At 36.0% G+C, this 18,765-nt stretch carries 22 protein-coding genes, 1 other RNA gene and 1 pseudogene; 14 read left to right on the top strand and 10 right to left on the bottom strand.

The features are described from left to right. Positions 1–26 precede the first annotated feature (26 nt). The 4 genes from QV06_RS10510 to QV06_RS10495 are packed head-to-tail and all read left to right on the top strand — an operon-like array spanning position 27 to position 3,488. Complete coding sequence (locus QV06_RS10510; RefSeq protein ID WP_065238093.1) at positions 27–911, top strand: metal ABC transporter substrate-binding protein; 885 nt, start codon at positions 27–29, stop codon at positions 909–911. After that, positions 908–1,786 (top strand): ATP-binding cassette domain-containing protein, encoded by an 879-nt coding sequence (locus QV06_RS10505; RefSeq protein ID WP_065238092.1) that lies wholly within the window; start codon positions 908–910, stop codon positions 1,784–1,786. Before QV06_RS10510 ends, QV06_RS10505 begins: the two co-directional genes overlap by 4 nt. A gap of 1 nt (position 1,787) precedes the next feature. Next, the gene (locus QV06_RS10500) at positions 1,788–2,639 is read left to right on the top strand and encodes a metal ABC transporter permease (RefSeq protein WP_065234080.1); all 852 of its coding nucleotides are present in this window, start codon (positions 1,788–1,790) and stop codon (positions 2,637–2,639) included. Between the two features lie 6 nt (positions 2,640–2,645). Then, a complete protein-coding gene (locus tag QV06_RS10495) occupies positions 2,646–3,488 on the top strand; it encodes a metal ABC transporter permease (protein ID WP_065238119.1) in 843 nt (280 codons plus the stop codon). Positions 3,489–3,498: 10 nt separating this feature from the next. Here QV06_RS10495 and QV06_RS10490 read toward each other — a convergent pair whose 3' ends face one another. Next, positions 3,499–3,771, bottom strand: coding sequence for an acylphosphatase (locus QV06_RS10490; RefSeq protein ID WP_065238091.1), 273 nt, complete (start codon positions 3,769–3,771; stop codon positions 3,499–3,501). Between the two features lie 95 nt (positions 3,772–3,866). Between QV06_RS10490 and QV06_RS10485 the strand changes: the two genes are divergently transcribed. The 4 genes from QV06_RS10485 to yccS all read left to right on the top strand — a co-directional run bounded on the left by QV06_RS10485 (position 3,867) and on the right by yccS (position 7,699). Beyond that, entirely contained in the window at positions 3,867–4,529 is a 663-nt protein-coding gene (locus QV06_RS10485) for a curli polymerization inhibitor CsgI-related protein (protein WP_065234083.1), read from the top strand. A gap of 89 nt (positions 4,530–4,618) precedes the next feature. Next, on the top strand, positions 4,619–5,077 hold the full coding sequence (locus QV06_RS10480; protein ID WP_065238090.1) for a methylglyoxal synthase: 459 nt from the start codon (positions 4,619–4,621) through the stop codon (positions 5,075–5,077). 1 nt (position 5,078) lies between these two features. Then, complete coding sequence (locus QV06_RS10475) at positions 5,079–5,513, top strand: YccF family protein (protein ID WP_065238089.1); 435 nt, start codon at positions 5,079–5,081, stop codon at positions 5,511–5,513. Positions 5,514–5,518: 5 nt separating this feature from the next. Continuing rightward, a complete protein-coding gene (yccS, locus tag QV06_RS10470; protein WP_065238118.1) occupies positions 5,519–7,699 on the top strand; it encodes a YccS family putative transporter in 2,181 nt (726 codons plus the stop codon). 24 nt (positions 7,700–7,723) lie between these two features. Here the strand turns inward: yccS and QV06_RS10465 are convergent, their stop codons facing one another. From QV06_RS10465 to QV06_RS10450, 4 genes are all read right to left on the bottom strand, one after another. Further along, the gene (locus QV06_RS10465; protein WP_065238088.1) at positions 7,724–8,164 is read right to left on the bottom strand and encodes a GNAT family N-acetyltransferase; all 441 of its coding nucleotides are present in this window, start codon (positions 8,162–8,164) and stop codon (positions 7,724–7,726) included. Positions 8,165–8,504: 340 nt separating this feature from the next. After that, positions 8,505–8,871: a transfer-messenger RNA gene (gene ssrA / locus QV06_RS10460) on the bottom strand. Positions 8,872–8,979: 108 nt separating this feature from the next. Beyond that, positions 8,980–9,540, bottom strand: coding sequence for a hypothetical protein (locus QV06_RS10455; protein WP_065238087.1), 561 nt, complete (start codon positions 9,538–9,540; stop codon positions 8,980–8,982). 43 nt (positions 9,541–9,583) lie between these two features. Beyond that, complete coding sequence (locus tag QV06_RS10450) at positions 9,584–10,477, bottom strand: Dyp-type peroxidase (RefSeq protein WP_065238086.1); 894 nt, start codon at positions 10,475–10,477, stop codon at positions 9,584–9,586. A gap of 199 nt (positions 10,478–10,676) precedes the next feature. Between QV06_RS10450 and guaB the strand changes: the two genes are divergently transcribed. The 6 genes and pseudogenes from guaB (at position 10,677) to QV06_RS10425 (ending at position 16,900) form a co-directional block, all read left to right on the top strand. Continuing rightward, a complete protein-coding gene (gene guaB, locus QV06_RS10445; RefSeq protein WP_065238085.1) occupies positions 10,677–12,146 on the top strand; it encodes an IMP dehydrogenase in 1,470 nt (489 codons plus the stop codon). Between the two features lie 13 nt (positions 12,147–12,159). Next, positions 12,160–12,315: an ADP-ribosylglycohydrolase family protein gene (locus tag QV06_RS12030; RefSeq protein ID WP_245174285.1), complete on the top strand. Its 156-nt coding sequence runs from the start codon at positions 12,160–12,162 to the stop codon at positions 12,313–12,315. A 12-nt stretch (positions 12,316–12,327) separates the two neighbouring features. Next, positions 12,328–12,984: pseudogene (locus tag QV06_RS10440) on the top strand (ADP-ribosylglycohydrolase family protein); the annotation flags it as partial. 214 nt (positions 12,985–13,198) lie between these two features. Further along, a complete protein-coding gene (locus QV06_RS10435) occupies positions 13,199–13,870 on the top strand; it encodes an HAD family hydrolase (RefSeq protein ID WP_065238084.1) in 672 nt (223 codons plus the stop codon). A 50-nt stretch (positions 13,871–13,920) separates the two neighbouring features. Beyond that, entirely contained in the window at positions 13,921–15,495 is a 1,575-nt protein-coding gene (guaA, locus tag QV06_RS10430; protein ID WP_065238083.1) for a glutamine-hydrolyzing GMP synthase, read from the top strand. A 205-nt stretch (positions 15,496–15,700) separates the two neighbouring features. Further along, positions 15,701–16,900: a tyrosine-type recombinase/integrase gene (locus tag QV06_RS10425; RefSeq protein ID WP_065238082.1), complete on the top strand. Its 1,200-nt coding sequence runs from the start codon at positions 15,701–15,703 to the stop codon at positions 16,898–16,900. A 2-nt stretch (positions 16,901–16,902) separates the two neighbouring features. On the opposite strand, the gene QV06_RS10420 is transcribed toward QV06_RS10425, so the two are convergent. The 5 genes from QV06_RS10420 to rdgC form a co-directional block, all read right to left on the bottom strand. Continuing rightward, positions 16,903–17,082, bottom strand: a complete 180-nt coding sequence (locus tag QV06_RS10420) for a helix-turn-helix transcriptional regulator (protein WP_065238117.1) — start codon at positions 17,080–17,082, stop codon at positions 16,903–16,905. Between the two features lie 44 nt (positions 17,083–17,126). Then, a complete protein-coding gene (locus QV06_RS11745; RefSeq protein WP_156542063.1) occupies positions 17,127–17,285 on the bottom strand; it encodes a hypothetical protein in 159 nt (52 codons plus the stop codon). A gap of 82 nt (positions 17,286–17,367) precedes the next feature. Further along, entirely contained in the window at positions 17,368–17,544 is a 177-nt protein-coding gene (locus QV06_RS11740; RefSeq protein ID WP_156542060.1) for a hypothetical protein, read from the bottom strand. A gap of 2 nt (positions 17,545–17,546) precedes the next feature. Beyond that, entirely contained in the window at positions 17,547–17,702 is a 156-nt protein-coding gene (locus QV06_RS12225) for a DUF551 domain-containing protein (protein WP_082985094.1), read from the bottom strand. Then, the gene (gene rdgC, locus QV06_RS10415; RefSeq protein ID WP_065238081.1) at positions 17,698–18,603 is read right to left on the bottom strand and encodes a recombination-associated protein RdgC; all 906 of its coding nucleotides are present in this window, start codon (positions 18,601–18,603) and stop codon (positions 17,698–17,700) included. Before rdgC ends, QV06_RS12225 begins: the two co-directional genes overlap by 5 nt. Between the last annotated feature and the right edge of the window lie 162 nt (positions 18,604–18,765).

Here is an 18,765-nt window from a genome sequence, read left to right as displayed (position 1 = left end):
TAGCAATTAACTTTAAGGAAATTAGTATGTTAAAAAAATTGATATTTTCACTGTCCCTATTATTTTTATCAACTTACAGTTTAGCAAAACCTTTTAAAGTAATAACTACTTTTACTATTATCCAAGATATTGCGCAAAATATAGCAGGTGATAGTGCTATAGTGGAGTCTATTACTAAACCAGGCGCTGAAATTCATAATTATCAGCCAACACCAAAAGATATTATCAAGGTACAAGATGCAGATTTGATTTTATGGAATGGATTACATTTAGAACAATGGTTTGAACGTTTCTTTAAAACATTACCAAAAGAAATACCAAATATTGTTGTTAGTGAGGGTATTCAACCTCTATCTATTTATGAAGGACCTTATAAAGGTATTCCCAATCCTCATGCATGGATGTCGCCGAAAAATGTGATGATTTATGTAGAAAATATTCGCCAAGCATTGGTGAAGTATGATCCTGTACATACTGAGCAATATAACCAAAATGCAGCAAAATATCGTGAAAAATTGATGGCACTCGATACCGAAATTCGTGAGAAATTGGCAAACATTCCAGAATCCCAGCGATGGTTGGTGACGAGCGAGGGGGCTTTTAGTTATTTAGCCAAAGAGTATGGTTTTGCAGAGTTATATTTATGGCCAATTAATGCGGAGCAACAAGGATCTTCTCAGCAGATTCGTAAAGTGATTGAACAAGTCAAGGCTCATCATGTTCCAGTTGTGTTTAGTGAAAGTACCATTTCGGATAAGCCAGCAAAACAAGTCGCCAAAGAAACGGGGGCTAAATATGGTGGTGTACTTTATGTGGATTCATTATCTACACAAGATGGACCAGTACCAACCTATTTAGATTTACTTTCCACTACCGTGAATACGATCAGCAAAGGATTTAACCAAAAATGAATAAAATAGCTTCTTTACAGGTAGATAAGATTAGTGTGCGTTATAACAATGGGCATACAGCTATTCGAGATATGTCGTTTCAATTAGCTGGTGGCACGATTTGTGGTTTAATCGGGGTAAATGGTAGTGGGAAGTCAACATTATTTAAAAGCATTATGGGATTAATTACTCCACAACAAGGCAAAATCACCTTATCTGATTTATCAGTAAAAGAGGCGCTGAAACAGCATTTTGTTGCGTATGTACCGCAAAGTGAAGAGGTTGATTGGCAGTTCCCGATTTCGGTTTATGATGTGGTGATGCAAGGCCGATATGCTCATATGAATTTTTTGCGAATTCCGAAAAAGGACGATAAAGATGCGGTAATGAAAGCAATGCAGCGTGTAGATATTGCTCATTTACAAGATCGACAGATTGGAGAGCTATCAGGCGGGCAAAAGAAACGTGTCTTTTTAGCCAGAGCATTAGCGCAACAAAGTAAAATTATCTTACTAGATGAACCGTTTACAGGGGTTGATGTGCAAACGGAACTTGCGATTATTGAGTTATTACAAAAATTACGTGAGGAAGGTTGTTTAATTTTAGTTTCTACGCACAATTTGGGAAGTGTGCCTGATTTTTGTGATCAAGTAGTTATGATTAATCGTACTGTGATCGCTAGCGGTTCAACGCACTCTACCTTTACGCAAGAAAATCTCGAAAAAGTATTTAGTGGGGTGTTGCGTCATATCAAACTACATGGTGAAACCTTGCACGAAGATGGTGATGAACGTGCTGTAACCGTGCTTACTGATGATGAAAAAGCAGCGGTATTCTATGGTAAAACGAAAAATGAACCACCAGCAACATTAGTAGAACACGATAAAGGACAATAATATGTGGGAACTTCTGTTTGCGCCGTTTCAATATGATTATATGTTTAAGGCGATTTGGGTAAGCGCTGCCATTGGTGGTGTATGTGCTTTTTTATCCGCTTACTTGATGTTAAAAGGTTGGTCATTAATCGGTGATGCACTTTCACATTCTGTTGTTCCTGGCGTAGCGATTGCTTATGCGCTATCGTTGCCTTATGCAATCGGAGCATTCTTTTCAGGGATGTTTGCCGCAATAGCGATCTTATGGGTTAAAGCGATCACGCCATTAAAAGAAGATGCAATTATTGGTTTTATTTTTACTACTTTCTTAGCATTAGGGCTGTTTGTTATCTCACTTAATCCTACGTCAGTTGATGTTGAAAGTATCATTTTAGGCAATATTCTTGGGATTGCTGATAGTGATATTTGGCAAGTGGTGATTATTTTAAGTGTCAGTATGGTTTTGTTGTTACTGTTTTGGAAAGACTTATTATTAGTCTTTTTTGATGAAATCCAAGCTAAAGCCAGTGGACTAAATCCAACAAGACTAAAAGTATTATTTTTCACTTTGTTAAGTGCTTGTATTGTTGCTGCGTTACAGACAGTGGGGGCAATTTTAGTGATTGCGATGGTCGTAACACCAGGAGCAACAGCCTATTTATTAACAGATAGATTTTCTACCTTATTGAAAATTGCGGTAGCCTTTGGTTTTTTCACCAGTGGGATAGGGGCGTATCTTAGCTTTTATCTGAATGGTGCAACCGGAGGCATTATTGTGAGTTTGCAAACTTGTCTGTTTTTATTGGTATTTGCGTTTTCACCGAAATATGGCTTTTTTACGCAACGTTATTATGCGGTTAGAGAGAAAAGGTAAATGGCTATGAATACATTATTAAATTGGTTTATTGAGCCACTTTCTTATCCTTTTATGCAAGTATCTTTGCTTACAGCATTAATGATTGCAGTGATTTGTGCAGTGCTATCCTGTTATTTGGTGTTAAAAGGATGGGCATTGATGGGAGATGCGATTTCTCATGCGGTATTGCCAGGTATTGTATTGGCTTTTATGTTTAATTTACCTTTGACGTTAGGTGCTTTTGTTGCAGGAGTTTGTTGTGCTGGCAGTGTAGGATTTTTAAAAAATCATATGCGTTTAAAAGAAGATACGATTATGGGAATTGTGTTTTCTGGTATGTTTGCCATTGGGTTAGTGTTATTTAATCATGTAGAAACCACACAGCATTTAACTCATATATTATTTGGCGATATTTTAGGGATTGATCGGCAGCAGATGTGGCAGATGCTTGGTTTCGGTAGTGTAATTTTGTTGATTATTTATACACAATGGCGAGATCTATTGTTGTACTGTTTTGATCCGATACAAGCAAAAGTGGCAGGATTAAATATTACATTATTACACTATGGTTTATTAGCTCTCCTTTCTTTAGCGATAGTATTGGCGATGCAAATTGTTGGCGTGATTCTGGTGGTGGCAATGTTAATATCCCCAGGCATTACCGCCTATCTATTGACTAAACGTTTTTCGACAATGTTAGGCATTGCGATTGGTAGTGCATTAATTTCTAATTTGGTCGGAATTGTATTAAGTTATCATTTAGATAGTGCCACAGGGGCAACAATTGTCTTAACACAAGCGTTATTATTTATTTTTGCTGTTATTTTGAGCAAATTAAAATATCGTCAAAATAAAAGATATGGCTAAGAAAATAATATTAATGAAGAATTTGAAAGTCTGAATAAATCGTATTATTTTCTACAATAAATGATTCAACATAATTAACAGTTGCTGTTTTAGGCCCTTGTTGTAACCAGTGATAAAAGGTTTCTAGTTGTTGTTCTGTGCCTTGTGCGAGTACAGCAACGCTACCGTTAGATTGATTTTTTACCCATCCAGTAACACCAATTCGTTGTGCTTCTCGCCAAGTAAAAAAACGAAATCCAACACCTTGTACGTGTCCATAAATAATAAATTGTTCTGTTTTCATAATAAATATTTCCTAAATTGTTATTTAATTTTGCTAGAAAATAGCATAGGATAAGAGCCTCTTAAACTAGCTCGTAATTTTTACTAGGAGTGTACATGAAATTATCTCGTTTTGCATTGGCATGTGTGGCAGCGACCCTTTCGATGAGTACATTAGCAGCGAAAGTCACTGTAACCCCAAATATTTCCCTCCTTGCCATTGATGGTGAAAAAGCCAAATCTTCATTAACTAAATCACAAAACAGTTTTGACGCAAGTGATAACAACACTCACCAAGTTGTTGTGCGTGTTTCTGAAGTGGTAACCAATGGTTCAGATAGAACATTATTTGAATCTAGTCCAATTATTGTGACTTTCCAAGGTAATAGCCAAGATTTAGTTATTACTGCACCACGTTTAGACAATATGCGTAATGCAAATTTATTCGCTAAGAATCCGAAAATTACGGTGAAAACGAGCGGTAATCAAGAAATTAGTACTAAACAAGATATCTTACAACAAAGCGGAATTTTCCCTGATACTCGTGTTGCAGAAGATTTAGCAGAGTATAATGCATCACAAGGTGTTGCAGCTGTACCAAGCTTTGTGTCTGTGAGTATGCCAGCAGCAATTCCAACAGCAGCAGGTGCTAAAGCAGCGAAAGCGAAAATCACTGTGCAAGGTGAGAATGTTGCAGAACAAATGTTGCAATATTGGTATCAACAAGCAGATAAAGAAACTCAAGCTCGTTTCTTAAAATGGGCTCAAGGTAGCAAATAAAATAATCCTTTAAGGTTATAATTTGAGGTACAATAAGCGGGCAAATTTGTCCGCTTTTCTTTTTATTTCTATTGCAAAAGGAGACCGCAATGAAACAAACCACTCGTCAATTACAAACACAAAAAACAATTGCTTTAGTTGCGCATGATCACTGTAAAGAAGATTTGATTTTATGGTGTAAAACACATCAACAACAGTTATCACAACATCATTTAGTCGCTACTGGAACAACAGGCCATCTTATTGCGAAAGAAACTGGATTAACGATTAATAGTTTACTTAGTGGGCCAATGGGGGGTGATCAACAAATTGGCGCATTAATTGCAGAAGGTAAAATTGATGTATTAATTTTCTTTTGGGACCCAATGAATGCAGCGCCGCACGATCCTGATGTGAAAGCATTAATGCGTATTGCGACCGTATGGAATATTCCAACGGCAATTACACGTTCTTCAGCGAATTTCTTAATTTCTTCTCCATTATTTACACAAACAACAGAGATCCAAATTCCAGATTATCAAGGTTATCTGAAGGAGCGTTTGCAATAATATGTTGAATTTTATCTTAAATTTATGGAATTTCTTTTTCGGTGGTTTTGCGATCTCTTTAGGATGGTTGATCACGACTTTTTTGAGTGCCATTCTGATTGTAACGCTACCTTATACACGCAGTTGTTGGGAAATTTTCAAACTTTCTTTAGTGCCATTTGGACATGATATTGTTCATGTTAGCCAAATAGAACCGCAACATTCAGTCATGAATGGCTTGGGTACTGTGTTAAACCTCGTTTGGTTTATTCTCTTTGGTTGGTGGTTAGCGATTGCCCATATTATTGTTGGTGTGATGCAATGTTTAACGATTATTGGTATTCCAACGGGAATTATGCATTTTAAATTAGTGCGGATTTCACTCTTTCCAGTAGGACAAAGAGTGGTAGAAAAAGATTATGCAAATTATCTAAATCAAAGGAAATTTTTTAAATAAAAATGATGTTCAAGCAGTTTTTAGAACGTATTAATACCACATGGCTAAATAGCAAAATTTTAGCGGTTATTCCAATTTTCCTTGCTGTCAATATTGTTTCTCTGATTGTTTGGTATTTTGATATTTCATCAGTCAGTATGCCACTTATTCTCGGTACTATTGCTGGGGGATTGGTAGATTTAGATAATCGATTGAGTGGGCGATTAAAAAATTTATTTTATACATTGATCGCCTTTTCGATTTCCTCGTTAGTTATTCAAATTACTTTTGTTGATCATTACTTGTTTATTTTAGTAATGGCGCTATTAACATTTTTCTTCACTATGTTAGGAGCGATTGGACAACGTTATAGTACGATTGCTTTTGGTAGTCTGGTTGTCGCACTTTATACTATTTTGGCTTATAACCCAGAACAAGTTTGGTTTGTGAATCCGCTCCTTATTTTGGTGGGAACCTCGTTATATAGTTTGTTGACGATGTTAGTCTATCTATTGTTTCCATTACGACCAGCACAAGAAAATTTAGCGAATGCTTATCTTGCATTAGCAGATTATTTGCAAACAAAAGCAGAATTTTTTAATCCTGATAATCGAGCGCAAGATCTCGATCATCATCAAACTGCATTAGTGATGGCAAATAGCAAAGTGATCCAAGCGTTTAATCTATGCCGTAGTGCTTTGTTTTATCGCTCAACTGGGACCTATGTGCAAAATACAACGTTACGTATGATTAATAGCTATTTTATTGCACAAGATATCCATGAACGGATTAACTCTAATTATTTTAGTTATCCTGAGTTATTAGCCGATCTTAAATATAGCGATTTGATCTTTAGAATCCGTTATTTACTTGAGTTACAAGCTAAAACTTGTCGTGCTTTTGCGAGAACTTTGCAACGGAATCAAGCATTTTTTTATTATGGTAAAGTAAAACACGCGATGTTATCGCTAGAACAATCCTTTGCCCACTTTCAGCAACAAACACCGAATAGTGAACATTTAACCAATTTGTCGGTATTGCTAGAAAGTTTACATAAAATAGAGCAACAACTTTCACATTTAGATGCAAAAGTGAAAGAACCCGATAGCAGTGCAATTAATTGGCGTATTCATCAAGATCGCATTACTGGTTTAGCGAATATTTTCCGTGTAATTAAAAATCAATGTACTTTTGAATCCCAACTATTTCGTCATGCGGTACGATTAACCATTGTGGTAACGATATGTTGTTTGATTGCGAATAATGTACCTATTGAGCGTGGTTACTGGATTTTATTAACTGCTGTGTTTGTATGTCAGACAAATTACACAACCACTCAAGCCCGCTTAAAACAACGGATTATTGGTACGATTTTAGGGGTATTAGTGGGATCATTAATGCCATATTTTACGACTAGTCTAGAAAGTAAGTTAGGGATTGTTGTTATTGCGAGTACCTTATTCTTCTTCTTTAGGACCAATAATTACAGCTTTTCAACATTTTTCATTACTATCCAAGTGTTGATGAGCTTTAATATTATTGGGGTGGATATTGCTTCAGCTACATTACCGCGTGCAGTAGATACAATTATTGGTTGTTTTATTGCGGGATTGGCTGTTTCATATTTATGGCCAGATTGGAAATATCTACGCTTAAAATATACTTTAATTAACGCGTTAAGGAGTAATGCACGTTATTTATTAACGATTATGGTGCAACTGCAATTTGGTAATCATCATGATCTAAAATATCGGATTATTCGTCGTCAGGCACATGATAATGCAACAGCGTTAAATACCGCAGTATCGAATTTAAATTACCAAGGTTATAAGGATAAAACCCGTTTAAATAATGCGTTTGAATTATTGAAGCTAAATTATTCTTTATTAAGCTATATTGCGGCATTAGCGACATTTCGTTCGCAAATGGATAGCACAAAATTAAGCACACAAATGTTAATTCATTTATATCCAATTTCACGCCGTATTATTACGATTTTGGATAATTTTGATCAGCTTTCAGCAGAGAACTTTAAACAAGCGATGCAAGATGTTGAGGAGTTATTACAACAGTTACAACAACAATGTATTTTGCAACCATCATTAGCGACATTCTTGCCATTAGTGAAGCAATTAGATGCGATTGCAAAAACGTTACCAACATTATTCATTGATTATCAAAAAGAAATTGAGTTTAAAGCTGCTTAATTGATATATCAATTTTATTTGAATTTAAGTATCGATCCGCACCATTTCACATAGGGCTTTATTGCGATAGATAATATCTTCTCGTGCTGTAAAGCCCATTTTCTCCCAGAAAGCATTCCCAGCTTGATTATGAGCAAAAACTAATAATGCAACTTTATGAATTTGAAGTTGTTGAAACGCATTTAAAACGGAATAGGTTAATGCGGTAGCAATACCTTGATGGCGATATTGAGGAGCAACCGCAGTATGATAAATATAGCCTCGACGACCATCATGACCAGAGAGAATAACGCCTACAACTTTTTGTCCACTTTTAGCCACAAAACAGGTATCAGGATTTCTTTGCAGAAAGCGTTCAATCCCAATTTTTGAATCATCAAGATCATTTAGTCCCATTCCTTTACAAGAACACCATAATTGATAGATATCTTCATAATCACTGATTTGCATTGGATAGATTTTCATATAAGAGCCTTTTGACAATATATTATTGATCATTAGAAATGTGCATAAATTAAAAGCAATTTATCAGGAAGCTAAACTCAGTTTAAGTTTTTGATTTTTTTATTTGTTTTTTATTTTAAGGTGTCTGGTGGATCTACATTAATTTGTTTCACAGAGAATAGTTTCCCTGGGCTAGCCATATAATCCTCAAAATAGTAGTAAGGTTTTTGAGATTGTAATATCTTACTACTATCTTTACTACCATTACGTTAACTCTGTATGTTTTTGAGACTTTTTGATATGAATAAAAAAGAAAAACCTTGATAAATCAAGGTTTTTTATGCTTATTGAAATTGTTATCTGGTGGAGCTGGGGGGAGTTGAACCCCCGTCCGAAATTCCTCTACCTTCAGTACTACATGTTTAGTCTAGTCTTTAATTTCACTTACTCACTGCGGACAGACACGCGATAAATAAGCTAGCTTGATTTAATTTAGTGCTTCGATCCTCAAGCGGTGGCGTCCACACGATCTCGTTTTGGATGACTTATCTGAACCCTCGTCTTACGAGCGGAAGCTGAGGAGATAAGGCTTTAAGGCAGGTTATTAAGCTGCTAAAGCGTAGTTTTCGTCGTTTGCGACTATTGTTTTGCGGTTTATTTACGAGGCCTACCGCACCTCGACATGCACCTTGGGCTTCGCTAATCCCGTCGAATCCTAGATCAGCCCCAAAATTCCGGCTATTCTAACAAAAAATGTAATAGATAGAAAGGCAACATTGTATTGATAAGCAGCAGTTGTGGCTTTTATCAACAATAATGGCAACTTTTATTATCAGTTAAGCTGCATTTTTTAATAGTAATTCTTCCACATCTTGGAATAACTGCGATAATGATTGTGCTTCTTCCAATAAAAGTGAGAGCATTTCTTTTCTGAAATCATTTACAGATTCTTGTTCAAACGCTTTGATACTATCTTCTTTCTGACGTAATAGCTGATTAAAATTATCTTGATGTTTAATGATTTCCATAAAATATTGGTGAATTTTACGGTGTTTTTTTAATGTATTGTATTTCACACAGACTTTAACAAAAGGCAGAATATAAGTGGTTTCAATTAATTCTTGATAATCACGAATTGCTTGATAAATTTTTGTATGATTATCAACTTGCAAAGAATTAATTTTTACTTTACGCATTTCAGTAATGATATTAATTCTAGCCATTCTAGTGTAATAATAAATTTCACCTTTAATTTCATTGGCTGATTTTTGATTATCTTCTTTATGTTTAATCGTTTGTTGTACTAGAAATAATGCCCCACCTCCAAGAATAGGGCCAATTACATCAAGTACATTATCAAAAATTTCTAAAGTAGGACTAGATAAAAACTCAAGCATTTGGCACCTCTTCTTTAGTAATGAGTGGAAATGATGATTGAAGTTATAAAGTTAATAAACGCTCAAGGGATGGCGCAAAATAATAACTGCCAGTTACAGGTTTGGTAAAACCTAATAAACGGTCAGTTTTGCCATCGGTTTCACCAAACATACTGAGTAATTGTTGTTCAATATTGTGCAAGGTACCACAGTAAGAGATGAAATAAAGCCCATGTTTACCGCTAGCTGTACCATAAGGCAAACTTTGGCGTAAAATTTTTAAGCCTTTACCATTTTCTTTTAAATCAACACGACCAACATGAGAAGTTGGAGGCACTTCATCTAATTCAACGCTATCGGGTTTAGTACGACCAATGACTTGCTCTTGTTTATGTTGATCTAATTTTTCCCATTTATCTAATTGATGTTCCCAGCGTTGAGTAAGAACGTAACTTCCGTCTTGGTCGATACCACTAGCAACTAAACCGACTTGACGGCGTAAGGCATCGCCAGCAGGATTTTCAGTACCATCAATAAAACCAGTAAGATCGCGATCTTCCACCCAGCGGAAACCGTGATTTTCTTCTACAACTTGGATAGCCGATCCAAAAGCTTTTAGTGCTAACTGAGCTAAAGAGAAATTAACATCGTGACGTAGTGACAGGATATGAATTAATAAATCATTTTGTGTTGCTGGTGCGGCTAAATTACCTTTTCCTAATTGAGTGAATGGTTTTAATTCTTGTGCATCAGCCGCATTAGAAAGTTTACGCCAAGCGTTATGACCAAAAGCGATGACACTATGTAAATGTGCATCAGGATGTTGTTTTTGTAATGTTTCTGTCATTTTTACGACATTTTTGCACGCCTCTGCAATAGCTGCATAATCTTCAATTTTTGCTTCGATATAGATAGCGGCTTTACAGTTTTCAAATAAAATACCGGTTTGTGCTGTCATAATTTACTCCATGTTTTTTGATTAAAAATAATGATTTATTATAACGCAAATAGCGTTTGAGAGATGTTGAAATTTGTCAAAGTAATCGTTTGCGTATTTTCTATTAAAATAGATTTTCATTAAGCAAAAAACTCTGTATAATGCCGCCGCAATATTTTTCATCTATTTTTTATTAACTACATAACAGAGAGATATTGCAATGCTTAGAGTAATTAAAGAAGCCCTCACTTTTGATGATGTTCTTCTCGTACCTGCACACTCCACCGTACTTCCAAATACGGCAAATCTTTCAACCCAATTAACTCAAAAAATTCGTCTAAATATTCCAATTTTATCTGCTGCAATGGATACCGTGACTGAAGCTAAAATGGCGATTGCGTTAGCTCAAGAAGGTGGAATTGGTTTTATCCATAAAAATATGAGTATTGAGCGCCAATCAGAACGTGTGCGTAAAGTGAAAAAATTTGAGAGCGGGATTGTTAATGATCCAATCACCGTACGTCCAACTACCACACTCGCTGAAGTAGCAGAATTAACCAAGAAAAATAAATTTGCTGGATATCCAGTAACTTCAGAAAATGGAGATTTATTGGGAATTGTGACAGGGCGAGATACGCGTTTTGTTTCTGACCTTTCATTACCAGTAACAGAAGTAATGACCCCAAAAGAACGTTTAGTTACTGTGACAGATAGCGAATCATTTAATCGCGAACATATCTTTACTTTAATGCACCGTCACCGTGTAGAAAAAGTGTTGGTTGTAGATAGTGCATTTAAATTAAAAGGAATGATTACCTTAAAAGACTACCAAAAATCAGAACAAAAACCGAATGCGTGTAAAGATGAGTTTGGTCGTTTGCGTGTAGGTGCCGCTGTCGGTGCTGGTCCAGGTAATGAAGAACGTATTGATGCGTTAGTTAAAGCCGGAGTAGATGTATTATTAATTGATTCTTCACATGGACATTCAGAAGGCGTATTACAACGTGTTCGTGAAACACGTGCAAAATATCCAGATTTACAAATTATCGCGGGTAATGTAGCGACTGCTGAAGGTGCGATTGCGTTAGCTGATGCTGGAGCGAGTGCGGTGAAAATCGGGATTGGGCCGGGTTCAATCTGTACAACTCGTATTGTGACAGGGGTAGGTGTACCACAAATTACAGCGATTGCTGATGCAGCAGAAGCCTTAAAAGATCGCGGTATTCCTGTGATTGCTGATGGTGGTATTCGTTATTCAGGTGATATTGCCAAAGCGATTGCCGCAGGCGCATCTTGTGTTATGGTGGGGTCAATGTTAGCAGGAACAGAAGAAGCACCGGGCGAAATTGAACTTTATCAAGGGCGTGCATTTAAATCTTATCGTGGAATGGGATCATTAGGTGCGATGGCAAAAGGTTCATCAGATCGTTATTTCCAATCTGATAATGCTGCCGATAAATTAGTTCCAGAAGGTATTGAAGGACGAATCGCTTATAAAGGTTATCTCAAAGAAATTATTCACCAACAAATGGGGGGATTACGTTCTTGTATGGGATTAACTGGATGTGCAACTATCGAAGAACTTCGTACAAAAGCTCAATTTGTACGGATTAGTGGTGCAGGGATTAAAGAAAGCCACGTTCATGATGTTACCATTACCAAAGAAGCGCCAAATTATAGAATGGGGTAATTAGGCTTAAGCAATGAATAATATTTCTTTGCTAGAACGAGCTAAAGGTTGTCTTTTAGGATTAGCCTGTGGTGATGCTGTTGGGACAACCTTAGAGTTTAAGGCAAGAAAATGGGTTAAAACACCACTAACCGATATGGTTGGTTGTGGAAAATTTAACCTTGAATGAGGAAAATGGACAGATGATACCTCAATGGCCCTCTGTTTAGCAGAAAGTCTTATTCATTGCGATAAGTTTGATCCAATAGATCAATTAGAACGTTACTATTTATGGGCAAGTACAGGGTATAACTCAAGTACAGGTAATGCTTTTGGAATAGGTAAACATACGGTTCAAGAGTTAATTAACTTTCATCGTACCAAGCGAGCATATAGTGAAAATATAAATCCTAAATATTCAGGGAATGGTTCATTGATGCGTTTAGCTCCAATAGCTTTATATTATTTTAATCACCCTGATTTAGGAAAGTATGCTCAACTAAGTTCTAAAACAACACATGCTTCATCAGCGTGTTTACAAAGTTGTGAATATTTTGCGTATCTGTTGCAAAATGCACTGCAAGGAAAAGCTAAAGCTGAATTATTTGCTATTGATGATGATCTTGATTGTTTTGATACGTTGCAAGGAGTTATTGATTTAAGTTTTCAAATAAAAAGTGCCGAAGATGTTCAAGGGAATGGTTATGTTATTAATAGCCTTGAAGCTGCTTTGTGGGCTTTTTGGCATACTGAAACATTTAAAGATGCGATTTTACTGGCAGCAAATTTAGGCGATGATGCAGATACAACTTCAGCAATTTGTGGACAGATTGCTGGTGCTTTTTATGGTATCAACTAGATCCCTCAGACTTGGCTATCTTGGTTATATCGTAGGTATGATATTGAAAATTTGGCTATGAATTTAATCTCACGATCGATAGATAACGATACCTGTGTATGAACTAGAATGAGATACAGGTTATGCTGCTAGTAAACATAAATAAGCCACGATATTTGGTGGTAATTCGTTACAAATAAAAGCAATAAAAACAGATAAGGGAAAGAATATAATTATGCTGCAAGCAATTATCTTTGATATGGATGGCGTCATTGTCGATACCGAGTATGTTGAATTTGATGCACAAAGACAATTTATGCGGGAATTATTAACTAATAATCAAGAGATTACGTTGGAGCAACATTCACAACTAGTGGGGCTTTCTGTTAAAGAAATTCCTGCAATGATCAAAAAATTGTGTTCCTCACCATTATCTGTTGCAGAAATTACAGAACGATATCAGCGTTTTACACAACAGTTATTTAGTCAATTAGATTATTTATCGATTTTCCGTCAAGACATCAATAAAATTATTCAGTTTGCGAAACAGAATGGAATTAAGTTAGCAGTAGCATCTTCTTCCCGTAAAGCACATATTGGTAATATTTTGTCGATTTGTGGAATAAAGGAAGAGTTTGAGCTGATTGTGAGTGGAGAAAATTTCCAACGCAGTAAACCAGATCCAACCATTTATCGTTATACTCTGGAGCAGCTAGGTGTTAGAGCAGAGAATGCCGTAGCAGTAGAGGATTCTTTTTATGGAATGGTTGCAGCCAAAGAAGCTGGAATAACGGTGATCGGCTATCAAGAAACTCGAATGATTATTGATCAATCATTAGCAGATTATATGGGCAAAGATATGCAAGAAATTTTAGGCATAATTTGTCAATTACATCAGGAAAAGTAACTAATTTTAGCAGTACATCAGTAATTACTTTAATCAACTAGAGAAATAACATGAACAACATTCACCAACATAAAATTTTAATTTTAGATTTTGGTTCACAATACACCCAATTAATCGCACGCCGTATTCGTGAAATTGGCGTTTATTGTGAATTATGGGCATGGGACGTTGCAGAAGACGATATTCGCCATTTTGCACCAAATGGGATCATTCTTTCAGGTGGTCCAGAAAGTACAACTGAAGCAGGAAGCCCACGTGCACCAGAATATGTATTTAAAGCAGGCGTACCTGTACTTGGTATTTGTTATGGTATGCAAACTATGGCAATGCAATTAGGTGGTTTAGTTGAACCATCTAATGAACGTGAATTTGGTTATGCATCAGTTGAAGTTGTTACACAAGATAAATTATTTGCCAATTTAGCAGATGCACATTCTGCACAAGGCAATGCATTGCTTGATGTATGGATGAGCCACGGCGATAAAGTAACGCAAATTCCGCCACAATTCCACATTTCTGCCGCAACCGAAACTTGTCCGATTGCAGCAATGGCAGATGAAGAACGCCGTTTTTATGGTGTGCAATTCCACCCAGAAGTAACTCATTCTAAACAAGGCTTAGCACTATTAGAAAATTTTGTAGTTAATCTTTGTGGTTGTGAAAAACGTTGGACAGCTGAAAATATTATTGAAGATGCCGTAGCTCGGATTAAATCACAAGTAGGTAATGATGAGGTCATTTTAGCCTTATCAGGTGGTGTGGATTCATCGGTTACTGCACTATTATTGCAACATGCGATCGGTAATAACTTACATTGCGTGTTTGTGGATAATGGTTTACTGCGTTTAAACGAAGGTGATCAAGTAATGGAGATGTTCGGTAATAAATTTGGGTTGAACATCACACGTGTGAATGCAGAAGATCGTTTTTTAGGTGAGCTAGCAGGAGTTAGTGATCCCGAAGCAAAACGAAAAGTGATTGGTAAAGTGTTCATTGATGTATTTGATGAAGAGTCACATAAACATATTAACGTGAAATGGTTGGCTCAAGGGACAATTTATCCAGATGTGATTGAATCGGCAGCAAGCAAGACAGGTAAAGCACATGTGATTAAATCTCACCATAATGTGGGCGGTTTACCAGATTATATGAAACTTGGCTTAGTAGAACCATTAAAAGAGTTATTCAAAGATGAAGTCCGTAAAATTGGTTTAGCTTTAGGGCTACCTTACGATATGCTTTATCGTCATCCATTCCCAGGTCCAGGTCTTGGTGTGCGTGTACTTGGTGAAGTGAAGAAAGAATATTGTGATCTGTTACGTCGTGCAGATGCAATTTTTATTGAAGAGTTACATAATGCAGGTTGGTATCATAAGGTGAGCCAAGCCTTTACAGTATTCCTACCAGTAAAATCAGTGGGTGTTATGGGCGATGGGCGTAAATATGATTGGGTTGTTTCATTAAGAGCAGTAGAAACTATCGACTTTATGACCGCACATTGGGCACATTTACCTTACGATCTGTTAGGTAAAGTATCTAATCGTATCATTAATGAGATTAATGGAATTTCTCGTGTGACTTATGATATTTCTGGTAAACCACCAGCAACGATTGAGTGGGAATAAAATCTTCACATTTCATAACATATCATTTTATTTCAAAATAAATACAAAGCCTTGTTATGCAAGGCTTTTATCATTTCAATGTATTTCATAGCATTTCAAGTTATATCAAATTTTTTGCGGTATAAATGTCGGTATAATATTGCGTAACTCTTAAAAAAGATCAAAAATACCGTCAACTTAATAACGGTATATTAGGAGACATATTATGCTTACTGATACAAAAATCAAGTCTTTGAAGCCTAAAGAGAAATTGTATAAAGTTGCTGATCGTGACGGACTTTATGTTGCGGTATTAACATCAGGCTCTATTGTTTTTCGATACGACTATAGAATTAATGGAAGACGTGAAACTTTGACTATCGGTAAGTATGGTGTTGATGGAATTAATTTATCTAAAGCTAGAGAGCTATTGATGATTGCTCGGAAACAAGTCAGCGAAGGAATTTCTCCCGCTGCTGAAAAACGTAATGCAAAAAATCAAATTCGTAACGCGGAACGATTTTCTTCTTTTGCGGAAAGATATTTGGAAGATGTTAGATTAGCAGAAAGTACAAAAGCATTACGTATTGCGACTTATGAGCGAGATATCAAAAATACTTTCGGTAATAGATTGATGATAGAAATTACCTCAGATGATATTCGGAGGCATTGTGAAAAAATAAAAGAAAGAGGAGCGCCATCCACAGCTATTTTTGTAAGAGATTTGATCGCAAATGTGTATCGTTATGCAATTGCTCGAGGGCATAAGTACACTAATCCTGCCGATGAAATTTCTAATTCATCTATTGCCACATTTAAAAAACGCGAGCGTGTGTTATCTCCGAGAGAAATCCATTTATTCTTTAATGCCTTGGATGAAATGCAGTCTGATTTTGCTTTACGCAAAGCAGTAAAATTTATTTTGCTAACTTTGGTGCGAAAAGGGGAATTAATTAATGCGACTTGGGACGAGGTTAATCTTAAAAACAAAGTATGGACTATCCCAGCTGAAAGAATGAAAGCAAAGCGGACGCACAATGTTTATTTGTCAGAACAGGCGCTTGATTTAATTATTGCTTTTCAAATTTATTCTGAGGGTTCTCCATATCTGTTACCAGGGAGAACAAATAGAGGAAAACCAATTGCGAACAGTTCTATTAACCGAGTAATTGATCACTGTATTAAATATATAAACCGTGAAAAACCTCTAATTGATTATTTTACGGTCCACGATTTACGCAGAACTGGCTCAACGTTATTGCACGAAATGGGATTTAATAGTGATTGGATTGAAAAATCTCTTGCCCACGAGCAGCAAGGAGTTCGTGCCGTGTACAACAAGGCGGAATATGAAGTACAAAGGCGTGAGATGATGCAAGCGTGGGCGGATAAGATTGATGAGTGGATTAGAGGTGAAGGGATTTAGTACTAAGATCTTTCTTCGATCCATTTTTCAATATCCTTAGCGAGCCAAGCTACACGGCGATTTGATGCACTAACACTTTTCGGAAAATCTCCTTTTTTCATCATTCGCCAAATAGTCGGGTAACTTAGGGTTGTCATATTAATAACTTTTTCTTTACTGAGTAAAGCGATCTTGTTTTCCATAGCATTATCTCCATAAAAAAGCCTGATTTTTTCAGGCTTTTTATTCACTCATTTTCAAACTGCTCATCTTCTTCATCTTTAAAGAAAACGATTAATGTATTATCGTTATAGCTGATAATCATATTTTTCACATACTCATCTTTTTTTAATTGTTTAACTATTTTCTTCATTTGCTCATGTATTTTTTCGTTATCAATTTTCATTTTAATACCATTATTTAATTGATGTATTTAAAATAAAAAAGCCTAACTTGCTAGGTTAGGCTTATAGTGGTCAGATCTATAATTAGTCATATAGATCCCCAGAATTATTCATTACTTGATCTATTGCTTTCCGAAGATTTGTTTGACCTACAATAATACGTAAATTTATTTTAATTTCATTAATACCTTCATCAACAGTACACCAGTTTTTCTCGATAAAGTCTAATCTCATTTCATCTGTAATTTTATTTTCATTCATATTTAATCCTTCGGTGGTTTTGGTAGTGGTTGCCAGTGTGAAACTTCAACTGTTTCATCAGTGCATACGCCAGAAAAGTTGACTGGGGAAAACCAATACTCTCCGTCTCCCACTTCTCTAGATACGATAATAATTAATTCTTTATCATTGTTATTAATCCTCTTTTATCCCACCAAACTCATCAATAAGATTTTTCATTAATTCAGATAATTCACCTGTCATTAATACAAAGTCAGCATCAAAACGTTGAGAAATATCTTCTTTCAAAATATCGTCATTTCTTTCATGTATAACATCGGCAAATTTAATACGCTTTAAAGAAGCATCTTCATTAAGCACAAAAGACAAGTGATTTTCCCAATCTAAGGCTAGATTAGTTACTACTTTACCTGCCATTAAGTGTCCTTTAATGTCTCGATCGTAAAGGTCTTGATTTTTGCAACGAATGCTTGAGCCTGTATTTAAATCTTCAAATTTTCCATCATCAAGGCAAGTTAGCCATTGTGGTAATTCATCATTAAGTAACCAGTATGTCATCGTGTGAGCCAATTCTTTTGTAAAAGCAAAAGGTATTACTGGCAGTGAACCAAGCGATTTTCTTAATAATGCCAAGACATCTTCAGCTCGCTTACTAGAAGCCGCATCAATATAAATTAAATCTTGTGTGGTATCGATCCAGAGTGCTGTGCGTTGATGACGACTAAAAGCACGCATTAATAATGTGGCGACAACATCGTCTTTTAAGGCTTGTTTTTCGGTTTTTTTCAGCTTGCGTTGTTGTGCGGCTTCTAATTCTTGAACACGATTTTCTAATGTTTCTTTAACCACATTAGTTGGTAAGATTTTTTCTTCTCGATGGGCGACTAATAAAATCTGACCGCCAACACTAAAGTGTAATAATTCACTGGTTGATAAAGGCGATTGCCAGCCAAATTTACTTTGGTCTGCTGAGCCACAAGGTGTAAATTGGTATTGAGTAAGATTATTTTGCAATGTATCTAATGACCAATCTAATTTTTTAGTTAAACGATAAATAAAAATATTTTTAAACCAAAACATTTCGTTGTCTCCATAAATAAAAAAGCCACCTGTGCGGTGGCGGTTTGTCTAAATATCGAAGTTAGACGAGTTAAAAAGGCATATCATCATCAAACTCAGTAGTAGGTTGTCCATAAGATTGATTTTGAGCTAGTGTTGATTGCGGTTGCTGTTTTGTTCGTT

It is taken from the genome of Gallibacterium genomosp. 3, assembly GCF_001678475.1.
GTDB classification, from domain to species: Bacteria; Pseudomonadota; Gammaproteobacteria; order Enterobacterales; family Pasteurellaceae; genus Gallibacterium; species Gallibacterium faecale.
Note: the sequence above shows the minus strand (reverse complement) of the source record. Positions and strands in the feature narration are given on the sequence as shown.